A 16,263-nucleotide genomic window follows, 5' to 3' on the forward strand; every position below is an offset into this window, starting at 1 on the left:
GTGGGAGGGGGAGGGCCTCCTGCGCACGGCCCCGTCACGCGCCGCCTTTCAGCAGCGACTTGAGGTTGGCGAAGGGCTGATGGGTGGCAGGCGCGCCGGTGTCGCCCCGTGTGTCCCGGCCGGCCGTGTCGAGCTGGCGCGAGTGTTCGGCATCGTGGCAATACACGCACAGCAGCTCCCAGTTGCTGCCGTCGGGCGGGTTGTGGTCGTGGTTGTGGTCGCGGTGATGCACGGTGAGCTGATGCAGGTTCGCGCGCGTGAATTCGCGCCCGCAGCGGCCGCAGATCCACGGGTAGATCCTGAGCGCCCGCTCGCGATAATCCCGCTCGCGCAGCTCCCGGGCGCGCCGCGCTTCGGCGACCACCCGGTCCAGCCTGTCGTGATCCGGTGTGTGCATCTGCCTTCACCCGCATCGTTGCGCCTGAACATCAGATGATCAGCTGCGTGCCCAGTTCCACGACGCGGTTGTTCGGGATGCGGAAGAAGTCCGTCGCGCTGGTGGCGTTCTTCGACATGATGGCGAACAGGCGGCCGCGCCAGGTTGCGATGCGCCGGCGGCTCAGGCGCGGGATCACCGTTTCGCGCGACAGGTAGAAGGTCGTCTCCATCATGTCGAAGGATTCGCCGAAGCGGCTGCAGTGATCGAGCGCGCTCGGGATGTCGGGGTCTTCCATGAAGCCGTAGCGCAGGATCACGCGAATGAAGCCCTGCTTCAGGTGGTGCAGGTAGATGCGGTCGAGTTCGCTCACGTAGGGCGTATCGGTGGTCTGTACCGTCACCAGCACGACGCGTTCGTGCAGCACCTGGTTGTGCTTGAGGTTGTGCAGCAGCGCTGCGGGCACGCCGTCCTTCGCGCTGGTCATGAAGATGGCGGTGCCGTGCACGCGATGCACGCCTTCGATCATGGCGGCGAAATCGTTCACGGAGACGCCCTGGCGGGCGATCTCTTCCTGCACGAGGCGGCGGCCGTGGCGCCAGGTCGTCAGCACCGTGAAGGACACCAGCCCCATCGCGATCGGGAACCAGCCGCCCTGCGGGATCTTGATCGCGTTGGCGGCGAAGAAGGCGATGTCCACGGCCACCAGCGAGCCGGCGACGAGGGCGACGAGGAGCGCGTTCCAGCGCCACAGCAGCAGCATCACGAAGGCGATGAGGATCGTGTCGATCATCATCGTGCCGGTGACGGCGATGCCGTACGCGGCCGCCAGGTTGGACGAGCTGCGGAAGCCGAGGACCAGCGCGATCACGGCGAAGTAGAGCGTCCAGTTCGTGAACGGGACGTAGATCTGCCCCTTTTCCTGGCCGGAGGTGTGCACGATCAGCATGCGCGGCAGCAGGCCCATCTGCACGGCCTGGCGCGCCACCGAGAAGGCGCCCGAGATCACGGCCTGCGATGCGATCACCGTGGCGAGTGTCGCGAGGATCAGCAGCGGGATCATTGCCCACGTCGGCCCGAGGTGGAAGAACGGGCTTTCGATGGCGACGGGGTCGTTCAGTAGCAGCGCGCCCTGGCCGAAGTAGTTCAGCACCAGGGCCGGCATCACGAAGCCGAACCATGCGAGGCGGATCGGGAAGGGGCCGAAGTGGCCCATGTCGGTGTAGAGCGCCTCGCCGCCGGTCACCGCGAGCACGACCGCGCCGAGCGCGAGGAAGGCGAGGGCGGTGTGGTGGGCGATGAATCCGGTCGCGTACATCGGATTGAGGGCCGCGAGGACTTCCGGGTGACGGATGATCTCCAGCAGGCCCAGCACGGCCAGCACGCCGAACCAGCCCGCCATGATCGGCCCGAAGAACAGGCCGACGGCGCCGGTGCCGCGACGCTGGATCATGAACAGCGCCGTGAGGATCACGACAGTGAGCGGCACGACGAAGGATTGGAGCTCCGGCGCGATGATGCCCAGGCCCTCGACCGCCGACAGCACCGAGATGGCCGGCGTGATCATGCTGTCGCCGTAGAACAGCGCCGCCGCGAACACGCCCAGCATCGACACGACCCAGGTGAGCCGCCGGCTCTTCGCCTTGTCGACGATCAGCGCGAGCAGCGCAAGCGATCCGCCTTCACCGCGGTTGTCCGCCCGCATGATGATCAACACGTACTTCAGCGTCACCAGCACCATGATCGACCAGAACACCATCGACAGGATGCCGAGGATGTTTTCCGGGGTGACCGGGATGGGATGGTGCCCGTTGAAGATTTCCTTCAGGGCATACAGCGGGCTGGTGCCGATGTCGCCGAATACCACGCCGATTGCGCCGACCGTGAGGGCCGGCAATGCCTTGCGCGAATGCATGCGCCACGTCCTGTGTTGTTGTTCTGGATGCTGCGCGCGCATTGTAAGGCGCAACCGGCAAGGCGACGCATGGGGCGGTGCAAGCGTGTGCCGACGCAACACCGGCGGGGGATTTCAGTCGGCTTTGCGCGCGGTGTGTTCCGTTTTCGGCGCTTCGTCCTGCTCGTACTGCCGCCTCAGGCGTTCGAGTCCGGCGCGGAAGGCCTCGCCGTCGCCGTAGTCGAAGAAATGCGGGTAGCGTCCGTGGGCCTGATGGATGCGGCGTGCGTGCTTGATCGGACACCAGTACTGCTCCGTGCGTGCGGCCACCTCGCGCGTGTAGGCGGCCACGCCGTTGCCGTACGAGCAGTAGAGGCAGTTGAACTTCTCGATCAGGTTCAGGTAGGGCAGCTCGCTGCGGTCGAACACCATGTAGTCCGAGCGCCGTACCTTGCGGATGCGATACACGGGGAAGCAGATTGCCTGATAGGTGGTGACGAACAGGTCCATCAGCACGAAGGGAATCCACCCGAGGTAGACCACCGGCGCAGTCAGCGCGACCAGCAGCCGCGTGCGCCGCAGGTAGCTGAACAGGCCGATCTTGTAGCGCCGCTGGTGGCGCAGAAAGTTGTCCGCAAGCTCCAGGCGCCTGCGTGCGAGATCCTCGCGGTGTTCGCGGTATAGGGTTTCCAGTTCCTCCTGCAGCGCCTGGATTCGCGTGAGCAGGTCGTCGAGTTGCTTCATCGTTCGACTCCGTCCTTGTCGACCTTGTCGTTCCGTCCGGAAAGAGGAGATGGCGTCCGGGCGGGGATTGCGCCCATCCATTTCCGAAGATCGGCGACAAGGGCGGCAAGTTCCGGTATCGCACCTGGCGTTGCCCCGCTTTGTCCCCGGTGAGTGGGGAATTTCCCCCTCTATCGGGGACGTTCCATATGCGCGGAAGCGCTTTTTCTGCCGAGGGGCTGCCCAATTTGGGCGTTTTATCTCGGTATTCGTGACGAATGTCACGCTTTTTGAAATTGGTGCTCGAATTTCCGTGACAAAAGTCACGCTTTTTGCGGTTTGTGGCGGAATTTCGCGCCCTGGGAGGACGACTGGCATGCGCGATGCTGATCGCTGGGCACGCCCCCCAAAAATGTTGGGAAGAATGGAAGCATGGTTGGGTTGGCGGATCGCCGGATTTGCGGGCGCCGCGGAATCCTCTCTGCGGATGTCGGGACGTCAGCGGAATTTGTCCTCATTGGACGCTTGGGAGACCGATCATGTTCTTTCTTTCACGGAATGCTTCGAAACAGCGCCTGCTCGAGGCCGAGCGTGCGCGCAACAACCGCCTGGAGATCGTCGCCGCGCTTTCCCAGGGACAGATCACGCGGCGGGAACTCATCAAGGCCGGCATCTTCACCGCCGGCGGCTTGCTGGCGTGGAAACACGGCCTCAACCCCTTCGTCAGCAGCGCCTTTGCCAGCAGCGGCAGCGTGCCCACCGGCACACCGCGCAGCCCCTATCCGTTCCCTGGTGACCAGCCATTCATCCAGCCGCTGCTGCGCTGCCAGAACCTGACGTCGCACAAGCTCACCTCGACCGGCGGGAGCGACGCCTGGCTGCTGTGGCCGAAGGAGACCGGCGAGATCCCCGCGATGCGCCGCGCCAATACCGAGATCATTCGCCACACGGTCAATCTCGCCAACGCGACCAACACCGGCAACGTCACCGTGGCCGGCACGACCGGACCGCGCGAAGGGCGCGCACCGGGTGAAGCCTTTGCGCACCAGCGCTGGAACGAGCTGGTGAACAAGGCCGCGGGCGCCGACGGCCAGGTGTCGCACCCGCTCGATCCGGTCGGCTTCGTGATGTCGCTGGGGCAGGTCGTCCCCAACACGAGCTTCAACTTCGCCAACAACTGGCACGGGCAGGAGCCGAGCCGGATCTGGACCTTCTGCGAGGGCCGGTTCGACCGCGGACACCTGCCGCCCTGTCTCATGCAGGCTCGTTATGGTGAATCGGTGATCAACCGCATCTACAACAACATGCCGTTCTTCGACCCGCAATTCGGCTCGGCGAACTTCCCCAATGTCGCCAACACCACGAACGGCGGTTTCGGGCGCCAGGAGGCGGCGATCCACAACCACAACGGCCACAACGGGGCGGAAAGCGACGGTGCCACCAACACCCACTTCTTCCCGGGCCAGTATTACGACTACAACTACAGCCTGATGATGGCCCGGCGCGATGGCGGGCTGCGGGACTCGCGCGGGCGCGACCTCGACAAGCTGCTCAAGGTGAGGCGGGGCGATCCGCGCTGTTCGACCCCCACCAACGACGGCGGCATCATCCCGATCCCCGGCGACTTCCGCGAGATCCAGGGCAGCCTGTGGTTCCATGACCACCGCATCTCGTTCACGTCGGAAAACGTGTACAAGGGGTATGCCGCGCTGCTCGAGTACTTCAGCGGCACCGACCGCGGCTACGAGCGGCCCCTCGACAACCCGGCCGCGAACAAGGTGAACCTGCGCCTGCCGAGCGGCTGGCGCAACGCCAAGACCTGGGGCAACCGCGACTTCGACGTCTACCTGCTGATCCAGGACGTCGCGATGAACCCCGACGCGCAGCTCTTCTTCGACATCTTCGATACCGACGGCTTCCTCGGCGACGTGATGCACGTGAACTACCAGTGGAAGCCGACCATGGCCGTGCTGCCGCGCAAGTACCGCTTCCGCACGCTGTCCGCCGGCATGTCGCGCTGGGTCAAGCTCGCCGTGTCCGACAGTCTCGATCCGGGCAAGGCGAATCCGGTGCCGCTGACGATCATCGCCAATGACGGCAACATTTTCCCGCAGTTCGTGCGGGGCGCCAGGGAACTGGACATGCAGGGGACGGCCGAGCGCTATGACTTCGTCCTGGATTTCTCGAAGTTCAAGGTCGGCCAGAAGCTCTACCTGGTGAATATGCTGAAGTTCTCCAGCGGCAAGGGGCCGGACACGGCACTGACGCTGCGCGACGCGCTGACCTCCAAGGCACAGAGCGACGACCCCTGCCTCGGCGCGATCATGGAGTTCCGGATCGCCAGCGAGGTGCCGAGCATCGACGAGCCGGGCGCGATGAACACCATCGCGAACTCCTGTGGCGCCAACGACATGAGCCTGATCAACGATCCGGGTGCGGACTGGGAGATCCCGACCGTCGAGCCGGTCCGGACCCGGGTGATCGAACTGGTGCGCGGCGCCGACGGCGGCGGCCTGCCGTTCGACCACCCGGAGGGGTCGGAGCCGTGGGGCATCAAGGTCAATGGCGGCGCCGCCTACAACGCCGACATGCGACGGGTGTCGAACCTGCCGCGGCCGGGCGACGTCGAGCACTGGACCGTCTCGACCGGCAACGGCTGGGGCCACCCGCTCCACCTCCACTTCGAGGAAGGCAAGACCATCGGTCGCACCCGGGGCTTGTCCGCCATGGAGCGCAACAAGCGCAAGGACGTGTGGCACGTCGGCAGCATGGTCGGGAACGTCACCTTCCAGGTGGCCTTCGGCGAGTTCGGCGGGGCCTACGTGAATCACTGCCACAACACCGTGCATGAGGACAACGCGATGCTGATGCGCTACGACATCATCCGCGGCAACAGCAATGCGAACGGGATCGATGCGGTTCACATCACGGTGCTGCCGACCCCGGACCCGCGGCCCGAGGGGGTGAGCTACGTGGATTCCTGTTACCTGAAGGAAGGCAACCCGCAGGGCTTCGACACCGGCGTCGATGTGTGCGGGGACAAGCCGGAGATCGGGCCGGTGGTGCCGTCCCACGATCCGCGCACGCTCTGAACGGGAGGGCCGGCGGGTGCCGCCCTGCAGGTGTCGCCCGCCGGGCCCGAAACAACGAAGGAAGGAGGGAAACAAGCATGATCAAGCGCCTCATCACCGCTGCCGCGATGTGCGTGGCCTTTTCGCTGTCGGGAGCGCCGGGCGTTGCACACTCGGCACAGGACGATGCCTGGGGGGCGGACTACTTCCCCAACGTGCCCCTCGTGACGCAGGACGGCAAGACGGTGCGTTTCTACGACGACCTGCTCAAGGGCAAGAAGGTGCTGGTCAACTTCGTGTTCAGCAGCTGCGACCAGGCCTGCCCGCTCGACACCGCGAACATGGCGCGCGTGCAGAAGCTGCTCGGCGATCAGGTCGGGCGCGACGTCTTCATGTATTCGATCAGTCTCGACCCCGAGCACGATACGCCCGCGGTGCTCAAGGCCTATGCGGAACAGTTCGGCGCGGGGCCGGGCTGGCTGTTCCTCACCGGCAAGCGCGAGGACGTCGATGCCGTCCGCGCCAAGCTCGGCGACCGGGGGGCGAAGGAAGAGCATGCGAACACCGTGCGCATCGGCGACGTGGCGCAGGGCCGCTGGATCCGGGTGCCGCTGACGGCCGATCCGCACTACATCATGGTCGAGGCGAACAGCACGCTGAATCCCGGCTGGTCGACCGGCAAGACGCTGAAAAGCATCGCAGAGGCCCCGCGGCCCGAGGTCTTCGGCCCGGGGCAACTGCTGTTCCACAACCGCTGCGCCGCCTGTCATGCGTTCGGCAAGGGCGACCAGATCGGGCCGGACCTGCAGGGCGTGACCACCCGCCGGGCGCGCGACTGGCTCGTGCGCTATCTAGCGGCCCCCGAGCGGATGCGCGCCGACAAGGACCCCATCGCGATGGAACTTGCGAGCCGCTACAAGGTGCTGATGCCGAACCTGTCCCTGACGCACAAGGAACTCGGCGAGCTCATCGAGTACCTGGAGGCCAAGAGCGTTCCGGCCGCTGCGACGTCGATGGCGGCAGCGCCGCAAGCCGCGGGTGAGGCAGCAGCAGCGACCCACTCCCATGATGGCCACCACCACGATCACGCCGCCAAATAGCGCGGGCGGCTCGTCGGGGGCTGCCGGTCCGCGCATTCATGCCGGACGGCGGCCCGGCCGGGTGCGATCGGTTCAGCGTTGGCGGCGCGTCTGCCGGTACATGCGCATCAGTGTGCTCTTGCCGAACAGGCTTTCGACGAGGTCGACGGCCAGTTCGGCCGTCATGTTGCGGTTGTCCAGCGCAGGGTTGAGTTCGACGATGTCGAGCGAGGCGAACTGCTCGGTATCCGCGATCATTTCCATGCACAGCTCGGCTTCGCGATAGGTCGGACCGCCGCGCACGGTGGTGCCGACGCCCGGCGCGATGGTCGGGTCGAGGAAGTCGACATCCAGGCTGACGTGCAGGTGCGTGTGCTCATCGACGCCGACGAGCGCCTCTTCCATGACTGCGCGCATGCCGACCTCGTCGATGTAGCGCATGTCGAAGACCTCGACGCCGAGCTCGCACAGGAAGCGTTTTTCGCCTTCGTCCACGCTGCGGATGCCGATCTGGCGGATCTCGGACGGGAGCATCGCCGGGATGTGGCCGCCGATGTGCGTCAGCACTTCCGGCCCGTGGCCGCACAGGCAGGCGACCGGCATGCCGTGGATGTTGCCCGAGGGCGTCAGCGTCGCGGTGTTGAGGTCGGCGTGGGCGTCGAACCACAACACGCGCAGCTTCTTGCCGACGCTGCGGCAGTGGCGCGCGACCGCGCTGATCGAGCCGATCGCGAGGCAGTGGTCGCCACCCAGCATGACCGGCAGGCGGCCGGCGCTGAGCTCGGCGTATACCGCGTTGTGCAGCGTCGTGTTCCACGCCGCGACTTCGTGCAGGTGACGGAAGCCGTTGACCGCCGGCAGGTCGGGGTTGGCCGGGCCGGCGAGGTTGCCGCAGTCGCGCACATCGGCGCCGAAGGCCGCGATGGCGGTCTCGATGCCGGCCACGCGCAGGGCCTCCGGGCCCATGCTGGCACCGCGCGTGCCGGCGCCGACATCGGTGGGTACGCCGATCAGGCTGACGTTCAGGTTCATCATGTCTTGGTTTGCCCCATGTCAGGCGTCATACGCCACGGTTCGATGATTCACTTCGACCGGGCCCGGCGGGGAGTGGTTCGCCATGCCCGATCGCCGGCCCGGTTGGGGCCGATTCACAGGGCCGAACTTTGCAGGATGCGGCCGTCAGACAGAATCGATAATTTTGTAGCGAAATGCCATTGATCTGACTAAACGACAGGGTGCGTTGTCGATCTGCGCAAATCTGCCCTCCCTGCACCGCCAGAGCTTGCCACAGCTGAGGTATAAAGGCGCCTCGGTCGGCCCCACAGGCTAGCCGCTGAATGGGCATGTTTCGACGAGCCGGACCGCGCCGTCGAAGGGGCCTGCAAGCATGGATTCCGATGAGGAGAGGAAGAACGTGAAGCGTGCGCAGGCCAACGGCCTCCTGCTGGTGGCGGCACTGATCTGGGGGACGGCCTTCGTCGCCCAGCAGACGGGCATGCGCGACGTCGGCCCCTTCACCTTCACCGGCGTGCGCTTCCTGTTCGGCGCGGTGGTGATCCTGCCGCTGGTTGCGCGCGAGCTGCGCCGGCTCGGGCGGCGGGGCGTGTGGCTCGACCGCAGGGACCTTGCGGGCGGGCTGCTGCTCGGCGTGGTGCTGTTTCTCGGCGCCGCCTTCCAGCAGATCGGTATCGCCGGCACCACGGTGAGCAACGCCGGCTTCCTCACGGCCCTGTACGTGCCGCTGGTGCCGGTCGCGAGTGCGCTGCTGCTGCGCGAGCGCCTGCACTGGTCGGCGTGGCCGGCGAGCGCAGGCTGCCTGGGCGGCACCTATCTGCTCGGCGGCGGCAGCCTGTCGGCGCTGTCGACGGGCGACCTGTGGGTGATCGCGAGCGCGCTGTTCTGGGCCGCGCACGTGATGATGGTCGGGCGGGTCGCGGCCAGGCACGGCGCGCCGATCACGATCGCCTGCCTGCAGTTCGTGATGTGCGGCCTGCTGGGCATGGCCAGCGGGTTTTCGCTCGAGGTCGTGAGCGTCGATGCGTTGGAGCGCGCGCTGCCGTCGCTCGCCTATGCGGGCATCCTGTCGGTGGGGCTCGGCTTCACGCTGCAGGTGGTCGCGCAGCGCCACACGCTGGCGGCGGATGCGGCGATCCTGCTGAGCTGCGAGACGCTGTTCGCGGCGATCGCGGCACGGATCTTCGTCGGCGAGGTGCTCACGCCGATGCAGCTCGTGGGCGGTGCGCTGATCTTCGCGTGCGTGATGGCGATCCAGCTGCTGCCGCTGATGGGCTCGCGCGCGGAAGCGGCGCAGCCGGCGTGACCCGGCGCGCCGTCACGCGGCGTTCTCGAAGAGTTCGGGCGGGATGTCCTCGGGGCACAGCTGGCTCGCCTCGTCACCCATCAATGCAAGCATGAGGCGCAGCTGGTTGCGCAGCTCGCGCAGGTTGCCCGGCCAGCGGTGGCGGTGCAGCAACGTGAGGGCGTCGGGACAGACGTAGATCGGGCGCCCCCCGGCGGCTTCGCGCACGAACTGGCACACCAGCGCGTCGAAGTCGCTGCGCTCGCGCAGCGGCGGCAGGCTCAGGACCTGTCCGCCGGCCGCGTCGAAGCCGCGCAGGTCGAGCCGGCCCTCGTTGCGCAGCTCGGCCAGCGGACGGCGGGCGGCGCCGATCAAACGGGTGCCGTCTACCGCATCGAACAGCCGCGCCTGCAAGGTGGTCGGCAGCGCGTCGATTTCCACGAGGAAGAGGATGCCGTTGGCGGCCTGCGCGCGGGCGCGTTCGATCTCCGCCTCCGCGGCCGCGCCATCCGGCAGGGCGCTGCAGTCGATGCCGATCAGCGGCGCGTCGGCCGCGGGCTTGTGATCCTCGTGGAAGGCGCGCACCAGATGCGCCTTGCCGGTGCCCATCTCGCCTTCGATCAGCAGCGGCACCTTCGTCGTTGCGTTCATGCGCAGGGTTTCGACGATGTGTGCGATGCGCTCGTCGCCGAGGCCGATGGCGCCGAGTCGGGAGTCCTCGCGCTGCACCGACGTGCTTCGCGTCCCTTCATTGCGTCGACGTCGGGTGCGCAGGTTTGCCCGCGCGATGAGGGTGCGCCCCTTCAGGTCGTAGAGCGGAAACGGCGCGTCGGGCGTCTGTGCGGCCCATTCGACCAGGGTGCCCCACGGCGTGGCGAAGCAGGCGTCGCACGTCGTCGCGGGATGCTTCGCGTCCAGGCCCAGCATCGCGCGCGCCTTGCGGTTGCTCGCGACGAGGCGGCCGCTTTCGTCGAACACGACGAGCGCGTGCAGGGGGTCCGCGAGCGCATCGCGGCGCGTGTGGAAGTGCAGCGTCAGGAAGCCGTCGTCCAGCGTTTCGAGCAGGCGATGCTCGATCAGCTCGGCGGTCGTGCGCAGCAGCGCCTCGGCGTGGGTCAGGTTCTCGCGCGCGTCCGACGATACGTCGAGGATGCCCAGCATGCCCCCGGTGGGCGCGAGGATGGGCGTGGCGACGCAGGTCAGGATGCGGTTGCGCGCGAGGTAATGCTCGTCGCCCTGCACGCTGACGACCGTCCCACTGTGGAGTGCCGTGCCGATCGCGTTGGTGCCCATCGCGGCCTCGCTCCAGTCGACGCCGGGCCGCAGGGCCACCCGGCTCGCGCGGTCGAGGAAGTCCGTGTGGCCCAGCGCGCTGAGGATCATGCCCTGGCGATCGGCCAGCAGCACCGTCGACGACGGACTGCCGATCTGGCGATACAGGCCTTCGATCATCGGGCGCGAGAACGCGAGCAGGCGATTGTTCGCGGCGATGCGGTCCGTGAGCTCGCCCGGCGCGAGCGCCGTGTCGTTGAGCGCTTCGTCCGGACGCAGGCCGTGCTCGCGGCTGCGTTGCCACGATGCGGTGAGCGGTTCCGGGCGGGGTAGAGAGGGTGACGCTGCCATCATGGGGAGCGATAAAGCATGAATCATTCCGCCGGCCTCGAACCGCGCCGTTGAAAGGGTTTCTCGGGGTTTGCGGCGGAACCGGGGCCGGAACGGCGGCTCAGTCTGTCACGCATCGGAACAGGTGTTGCCTTGTTGAGCAGCCGGGAGCAGGTCCGGCGGGAGGTCCGTGCGGCGTCGAAAACCTCCGAATGGTCGATGCAAGTATTTGTGCGCAAAAGGAAATGTTCTTCGGATGCGAGCGGCGGCGCGTGCTGGCACGCACCCTGCGGAAGGGATGGCGACGCAAGACAGCGTTCCAACCAATCGATACTTCTGGAGACGAGTTCAATGATCTACGAGATGCCCGGCAAGCAAGGCGCCAAGGTCCAGTTCAAGACCCGCTACGACAACTTCATCGGCGGCAAGTGGGTGGCGCCGGTGCGTGGCCAGTACATGGACAACGTCACCCCGATCACCGGCCGCAAGTTCTGCGAAGTGGCGCGTTCGAGCGCCGAGGACATCGAGCTCGCGCTGGATGCCGCGCATGCCGCCGCCGACAAGTGGGGCCGCACCTCCGTCGCCGAGCGCGCCCGCGTCCTGACGCGCATCGCCGACCGCATCGAGGAGAACCTCGAGCTCGTCGCCTACGCCGAGACGGTCGACAACGGCAAGCCGATCCGCGAGACGATGGCCGCCGACATCCCGCTCGCGATCGACCACTTCCGCTACTTCGCCGGCTGCATCCGCGCCCAGGAAGGCTCACTCGCCGAGCTCGACGACAACACCGTCGCCTACCACTTCCACGAGCCGCTGGGCGTCGTCGGCCAGATCATCCCGTGGAACTTCCCGATCCTGATGGCCGCGTGGAAGCTCGCGCCGGCACTGGCCGCCGGCAACTGCGTGGTGCTGAAGCCCGCCGAATCGACCCCGGTCGGCATCCTCGTGCTGATGGAGCTGATCGCCGATCTGCTGCCCGAGGGTGTGCTCAACATCGTCAACGGCCTCGGCCGCGAAGCCGGCGTGCCGCTCGCCACCAGCAGCCGCATCGCCAAGATCGCCTTCACCGGCTCGACCACGACCGGCCGCCTGATCATGCAGGCCGCGTCGCAGAACATCATCCCGGTGACGCTGGAACTCGGCGGCAAGTCGCCCAACGTGTTCTTCGAGGACGTCGCCGCGGCCGACGACGAGTTCTTCGACAAGGCGATCGAAGGCTTCGTGCTCTTCGCGCTGAACCAGGGCGAAGTGTGCACCTGCCCGTCGCGCGCGCTGATCCACGAGTCGATCTACGACCGCTTCATGGACCGTGCGCTTGCCCGCGTGAAGGCGATCAAGCAGGGCAACCCGCTCGACACCGAGACCATGATCGGCGCACAGGCCTCCACCGAGCAGATGCAGAAGATCATGTCCTACATCGACCTCGGCAAGCAGGAAGGCGCACAGCTCCTGACCGGCGGTGAGGCGGCGCAGTTCGGCGGTGACATCGCCGAAGGCTTCTACATCAAGCCGACCGTGTTCAAGGGCCACAACAAGATGCGCATCTTCCAGGAGGAAATCTTCGGGCCGGTGCTGTCGGTGACGACCTTCAAGGACGAGGCCGAAGCGCTGTCGATCGCCAACGACACGCTGTACGGTCTGGGCGCGGGCGTGTGGTCGCGCGACGGCAGCCGCGCCTACCGCATGGGCCGCGGCATCAAGGCCGGCCGCGTGTGGACCAACTGCTACCACCTGTACCCGGCGCACGCCGCGTTCGGCGGCTACAAGCAGTCGGGTATCGGCCGCGAGACGCACAGGATGATGCTCGACCACTACCAGCAGACCAAGAACCTGCTGGTGAGCTACAGCCCCAACGCGCTCGGCTTCTTCTGAGCGTGTTGCCAGGTTTCGCGCTCGGTTTCTTCTGAGCGTGTTGCCGGGCGTAGTCTCCCGGCGGCGCTCATGTTGTTCTTCTCTCCCTCTCGTCCGCCCACAGCGGAAGAGATTCGCGGGCGGCAATGGCCGCCCGTTTTTTTTCGCTGCGTCGCCGCGGCAAGGAGCGAATCATGGTCCCGCGAGTCATAGCCACAACGAGTGCCGAGGAACTGATCGAACGGCTGATCGTGAAGCACGGTCCGGTGATGTTCCACCAGTCCGGCGGCTGCTGCGACGGCAGTGCGCCGATGTGTTACCTGCGCGCCGAATTCCTCACCGGCCCGTCCGACATCCTGCTCGGCGAGATTGGCGGCAGCCCTTTCTACATCAGCCGGGCGCAGTACGAATACTGGAAGCACACGCAGCTCATCATCGATGTCGTCGAAGGGCGAGGGGGCATGTTCTCGCTGGAGGGGCCCGAGGGGCTCACTTTCCTGACGCGCTCGCGCCTGTTCACGGACGAGGAGCTTGCGCTGCTCGGCAGGGAAGGGTGATCATGGTCCATGCCTGAAGCGGATCCGGCTCCCGCCGAGACGCCCTGAATGTGCGGCTCGGCCGCCGGTTGTTCCGAAATGGAGCAGGTGCTCCATAGCGATACAGGCGGACGCGGGGCAGACCGCCTGCCCGTGCCGCCGCGGGCTGGAGCGAATCCTGCAAGCGAAGCATCACCACCCCCGGCTCGATCCGGGGGCAAGGACACAAGAACGATGGAGACAAGAAAATGCTGCGTCCTTTCGCGCGCGCGTTCCTGGTAGCCGCCGCACTCGTCGCCTGCCTGATCGCCCCGGCATCGGCCGCCGATCCCGCGGTGATCCGCATCGGCGTGCTGCAGTACGGCACCGTGAGCTGGGAGCTCGAGGTGATGAAGCGCATGGGCTTCGCCGAGCGCGAAGGTGTGCGGATCGAGGTCGTGCCGCTCGCGCAGAAGGATGCCGCGAACGTCGCGCTGCAGGGCGGGGCGGTCGATCTCATCGTCAATGACTGGATCTGGGTCGCGCGCCAGCGTGCCGAAGGGCGCGACTTCGCCTTCGTGCCGTACTCGCGTGCAGTGGGCGGCATCATGGTGCGGCCGGACGCCAACCTGCGCTCGCTCGCCGACCTGCGCGGGCAGCGGCTGGGGGTTGCCGGCGGGGCGCTGGACAAGAGCTGGCTGCTGCTGCGGGCCTGGTCGCGCAAGTCGGTCGGCGAGGACGCGGCGACCTTCGTGAAGCCCGATTTCGGCGCGCCGCCGCTCCTCAACGCCCTGATCCTGAAGGGCGAAATTCCCGCGGTGCTGAACTTCTGGCATTTCTCCGCGCGCCTGCGTGCGGCCGGCATGCGCGAGCTGCTCACGCTGGACGACATCCTCAAGGGGCTGGGCGTCGAAGGCGAACTGCCGATGATCGGCTGGGTGTTCCGCGAGGACTGGGCGGCGAAGCACCGCGCGGCCTTCGAGGGCTTCCTGCGCGCCGGGGCGCAGGCGCGGCGGCACATGCAGACCTCCGACGCGGTCTGGGAGGAGCTGCGCCCGCTCACGCGCGCCGAGGACGACGCGACCCTCGTCGCCCTGCGCGACGGTTTCCGGGCCGGCATCCCCGGTGAAAACATCGCGCAGGCCGAACGTACCGCGCAGCGCATCTTCGGGATCCTCGCCGCGGAGGGCGGGGCCGAGCTCGTCGGCAACGCCACGGCCTTGCCGGCGGGCACCTTCTGGCGTGCGGGCGGAAGCCGCTGATGAAGGCGGGAGCCGATGAGCCCACGTCCTGGAGCGTGCCGGCGGTGACGCGCGGGCGGCGGGCGGCGAAGCGCCTCCGCCTGCCGGGCGACGGCTGGCTGCGTGCGGCCTCGCTGGTCGCGTTCCTCGTGCTGTGGCAGATCGCCGCCACCTTGCTGCAAAGTTCGACCCTGCCACCGCCGGCGACGGTGTTCGCGCGCATCGCCGCCGAGACGCGATCGCTCGCCCTGCCGTCGCACCTCGCGATCACGCTGGCGCGCGTCGCGGTCGCCTTCCTGCTGGCGATGTCGATCGGCGCGGCGATCGGCATCGCGATGGGGCGCTGGCGCCGGCTCGACCTGCTGCTCGACGGCTGGCTCGTGCTCGGGCTGAACATCCCCGCGCTCGTCACGATCATCCTGTGCTACGTGTGGTTCGGCCTCAACGACGCCGCGGCGATCGTCGCCGTCGCGGTGAACAAGATCCCGACCGTCGTCGTCACCGTGCGCGAAGGCGCGCGCGCCGTCGACGCCCGCCTGATGCAGGTCGCCCGTGCCTACCGTCTGCCGCGCACGCGCACCTTCACCCACGTCTACCTGCCCCAGCTCGTGCCCTACCTGATGGCGTCGGCGCGCTCGGGCTTGTCGCTGATCTGGAAGATCGTGCTGGTCGTGGAGCTCCTCGGGCGCAGCAACGGCATCGGCTTCCAGCTCAACATGTTCTTCCAGCTCTTCGACATCGCGGGCATCCTCGCCTACACGCTGGTGTTCGCCGCGATCGTGCTCGTCGTCGAAGCGGCGGGACTGCGCCCGCTGGAGCGGCGCCTGACGCGCTGGAGGTCCTGAATGCTCGACATCGTCATCGACCGCAAGTCCTACCCCGACCGCGGCGGCGTGCCCCACCTCGCGCTCGCGGGCCTGCAGCTGCGCGCCGCGCCGGGCGAGTTCGTGTGCGTCGTCGGCCCCTCGGGTTGCGGCAAGAGCACGCTGCTCAACGTCGTCGGCGGGCTCGACCGCGACGTCGACGGCCGCGTGCAGCTCGCCGGCGCGGACAGCGCGCGCGACATCGGCTTCATGTTCCAGGAGCCGCGCCTGATGCCATGGCTCACGGTGCTGGAGAACGTGCTCCTCGTCACCGGCCCGTCGCCCGCGGCGAAACTGCGCGCGCGCGAACTCCTCGCCGCGATGGGCCTCGGCGATGTGCTCGACGCCTTTCCCGGGCGGCTCTCCGGCGGCATGCAGCGCCGCGTCGCGCTCGCGCGGGCCTTCGTGATCGAGCCGAAGCTGCTGCTGATGGACGAGCCCTTCGTGTCGCTCGACGTGCCGACCGCGAACCGCCTGCGCGCGATGCTGGTGGAACAGTGGCAGCGCTCCGGGGCGACGGTGCTCTTCGTCACCCACGACCTGCGCGAGGCGCTGGCGCTGGCCGACCGCGTCTGCTTCCTGTCGCGCTCGCCGGGGCGGGTGGTGCTGGAACTCCCCGTCGCGCTGCCGCGGCCGCGCCTGCCGGACGATGCGGCGGTGCAGGCCCTGCAGGCGAATCTCCTAGCGCAGCACCCCGAGCTGCTTGCGGGGCTCACGACCTTCCCGGACGGGACAACGGATGAATGACC

Annotated in this window: 13 protein-coding genes; 8 read left to right on the forward strand and 5 right to left on the reverse strand. The window is 67.5% G+C overall.

The window, feature by feature from the left end:
• Positions 1-34: 34 nt before the first annotated feature.
• The 3 genes from GPA22_RS11585 to GPA22_RS11595 form a co-directional block, all read right to left on the reverse strand.
• Complete coding sequence (locus GPA22_RS11585; protein WP_169256227.1) at positions 35-397, reverse strand: YajD family HNH nuclease; 363 nt, start codon at positions 395-397, stop codon at positions 35-37.
• Between the two features lie 31 nt (positions 398-428).
• Positions 429-2,291: a potassium transporter Kup gene (locus GPA22_RS11590; protein WP_169256228.1), complete on the reverse strand. Its 1,863-nt coding sequence runs from the start codon at positions 2,289-2,291 to the stop codon at positions 429-431.
• Between the two features lie 114 nt (positions 2,292-2,405).
• On the reverse strand, positions 2,406-3,014 hold the full coding sequence (locus GPA22_RS11595; protein ID WP_169256229.1) for a hypothetical protein: 609 nt from the start codon (positions 3,012-3,014) through the stop codon (positions 2,406-2,408).
• 518 nt (positions 3,015-3,532) lie between these two features.
• On the opposite strand from GPA22_RS11595, the gene GPA22_RS11600 reads away from it, so the two are divergent.
• Both GPA22_RS11600 and GPA22_RS11605 read left to right on the forward strand, forming a co-directional pair.
• Positions 3,533-6,085 carry a multicopper oxidase domain-containing protein gene (locus GPA22_RS11600; protein WP_169256230.1) on the forward strand — a complete coding sequence of 851 codons (2,553 nt, stop codon included), beginning with the start codon at positions 3,533-3,535 and terminating at the stop codon, positions 6,083-6,085.
• Positions 6,086-6,162: 77 nt separating this feature from the next.
• A complete protein-coding gene (locus tag GPA22_RS11605) occupies positions 6,163-7,164 on the forward strand; it encodes an SCO family protein (protein ID WP_169256231.1) in 1,002 nt (333 codons plus the stop codon).
• Positions 7,165-7,236: 72 nt separating this feature from the next.
• Here the strand turns inward: GPA22_RS11605 and rocF are convergent, their stop codons facing one another.
• Entirely contained in the window at positions 7,237-8,178 is a 942-nt protein-coding gene (rocF, locus tag GPA22_RS11610) for an arginase (protein WP_169256232.1), read from the reverse strand.
• 352 nt (positions 8,179-8,530) lie between these two features.
• Here rocF and GPA22_RS11615 point away from each other — a divergent pair, with 352 nt between their 5' ends.
• Positions 8,531-9,463 carry a DMT family transporter gene (locus tag GPA22_RS11615; RefSeq protein WP_211169084.1) on the forward strand — a complete coding sequence of 311 codons (933 nt, stop codon included), beginning with the start codon at positions 8,531-8,533 and terminating at the stop codon, positions 9,461-9,463.
• Between the two features lie 12 nt (positions 9,464-9,475).
• On the opposite strand, the gene GPA22_RS11620 is transcribed toward GPA22_RS11615, so the two are convergent.
• The gene (locus GPA22_RS11620) at positions 9,476-11,068 is read right to left on the reverse strand and encodes a sigma-54-dependent Fis family transcriptional regulator (RefSeq protein ID WP_169256309.1); all 1,593 of its coding nucleotides are present in this window, start codon (positions 11,066-11,068) and stop codon (positions 9,476-9,478) included.
• 327 nt (positions 11,069-11,395) lie between these two features.
• Here GPA22_RS11620 and adh point away from each other — a divergent pair, with 327 nt between their 5' ends.
• The 5 genes from adh to GPA22_RS11645 all read left to right on the forward strand — a co-directional run bounded on the left by adh (position 11,396) and on the right by GPA22_RS11645 (position 16,261).
• Positions 11,396-12,916 carry an aldehyde dehydrogenase gene (gene adh, locus GPA22_RS11625; RefSeq protein WP_169256233.1) on the forward strand — a complete coding sequence of 507 codons (1,521 nt, stop codon included), beginning with the start codon at positions 11,396-11,398 and terminating at the stop codon, positions 12,914-12,916.
• 173 nt (positions 12,917-13,089) lie between these two features.
• Positions 13,090-13,452, forward strand: coding sequence for a DUF779 domain-containing protein (locus GPA22_RS11630; protein ID WP_169256234.1), 363 nt, complete (start codon positions 13,090-13,092; stop codon positions 13,450-13,452).
• Between the two features lie 227 nt (positions 13,453-13,679).
• Positions 13,680-14,672, forward strand: coding sequence for an ABC transporter substrate-binding protein (locus tag GPA22_RS11635; protein ID WP_169256235.1), 993 nt, complete (start codon positions 13,680-13,682; stop codon positions 14,670-14,672).
• Positions 14,672-15,496, forward strand: coding sequence for an ABC transporter permease (locus GPA22_RS11640; RefSeq protein ID WP_169256236.1), 825 nt, complete (start codon positions 14,672-14,674; stop codon positions 15,494-15,496). The genes GPA22_RS11635 and GPA22_RS11640 overlap by 1 nt, the downstream gene beginning before the upstream one ends.
• Complete coding sequence (locus tag GPA22_RS11645) at positions 15,497-16,261, forward strand: ABC transporter ATP-binding protein (RefSeq protein WP_169256237.1); 765 nt, start codon at positions 15,497-15,499, stop codon at positions 16,259-16,261.
• Positions 16,262-16,263 lie beyond the last annotated feature (2 nt).

This window comes from Aromatoleum toluvorans (assembly GCF_012910905.1).
Classification (GTDB): Bacteria; Pseudomonadota; Gammaproteobacteria; order Burkholderiales; family Rhodocyclaceae; genus Aromatoleum; species Aromatoleum toluvorans.